At 43.4% G+C, this 1,192-nt stretch carries 1 protein-coding gene and 3 pseudogenes; all 4 read right to left on the bottom strand.

Going from position 1 to position 1,192, the window contains the following annotated elements; genetic code table 11:
- Positions 1-411: transposase domain-containing protein (locus GMA8713_RS25740; protein ID WP_198159441.1), on the bottom strand; the 411-nt coding region annotated here is incomplete at its 3' end.
- Between the two features lie 121 nt (positions 412-532).
- Positions 533-670 (bottom strand): annotated as a pseudogene (locus tag GMA8713_RS28820) (peptidase M20); the annotation flags it as partial.
- A pseudogene (locus GMA8713_RS28370) lies at positions 662-793 on the bottom strand (peptidase M20); the annotation flags it as partial. The pseudogenes GMA8713_RS28370 and GMA8713_RS28820, both read right to left, overlap by 9 nt.
- A 286-nt stretch (positions 794-1,079) precedes the next feature.
- Positions 1,080-1,192: pseudogene (locus GMA8713_RS28365) on the bottom strand (IS630 family transposase); the annotation flags it as partial.

The following is a 1,192-nucleotide window of genomic DNA, read 5'->3' as shown; positions in this document are numbered from 1 at the left end:
GAACTGAGTGCCGTCGACTGAAAGTAAACTTAGGCCAAACCATTTGTCATCGCTATCTTCCTGCTGGGTCCAATGGGCTGCTGTCAGTTTAAAAAGCGCTTCCAAAGGTTGGGCGGTGAGGCGCTTTCTCGCTTGAGGGATAGCACTTGGTGCAACAGAATCCCCTAAGTGGTTGGAAAGCTTGAGGTCTAATTTATCTAAAACTTCCGTGATGGGTTTATCCCGATACAAGCCAATACCGACAATCAACCAAACGACAAGTTCGGCGGGTAACTTACGCCGTCTCATACTGGCTTTGTTGGTCGAATCAAGGGCTTGCTCTATCCATTCGAGCGGGAGTTCTTTTTGGAAGAGGGCCATTGATTCGGGTGCAGCAAACGTATCGACATCAATCAGCCAGTGAGCCAACATAAAAAATACCCTCAGCAATTAGTGTACTGAGGGTATTGTTAACCATCTGTAGGATCGTTCAACTGATCAATGCCTTAACTGATCGGTGTTAGCCCGAAGGCGGTTTTTATTTATCAGTCGATTAACGCGTCAGGTAGCTACGCACAAATTCACTGATCGCAACCAGGTCTGCAATGGCAATGAACTCTTCTGTAGTGTTCACTTTCGCCATACCAGTAGATAGGTTCACGGTTTTTAATCCTTTTTCATTGAAGATGTTGAAACCGTTGGTGATGTGCTCAGGCACGGGGAGTTTTGTGAGTTCAAAGCCCATTTGGCAGGGTTGCTCTGCCAGTGTTTCTGCCATCGCTTTCTCGTTGGCAGAAACACTGTCAATTTTCATCAGTTCAATATAATACTAAATCTGCCTTTATTGATTAATATTTTCCGTCGGTATGCGATGTCTTTTTAGCGGAATGAGTTAATACCTTAAACCTAAGTAGCAGAATATTTTAATCGACCACATCAAAGAAGGCGAAAATTTGATAGCCTATCAGCAAAATTTTCCATTGATCACGCTCTACCCTTCACAGAGCTTCATCTTCTCAACGGGTTAATCGCTTTTATCCATAAAAGCAATCGAAATTTCCTTCTTAATAACAGAAATATAAATGACTAAATAGCTGATCCTAATTGTGAGTCTTTTTTGCCATCCCATGACCTGAGCCAGGATACGGTGATGCCGTCGCCATAAAGTGCTTCACCTGTGCCAATAGCTGGTACATGTACTTGCATTGATGAT

The organism is Grimontia marina, assembly GCF_900060185.1.
In the GTDB taxonomy this organism is placed as follows: Bacteria; Pseudomonadota; Gammaproteobacteria; order Enterobacterales; family Vibrionaceae; genus Enterovibrio; species Enterovibrio marinus.
Note: the sequence above shows the minus strand (reverse complement) of the source record. Positions and strands in the feature narration are given on the sequence as shown.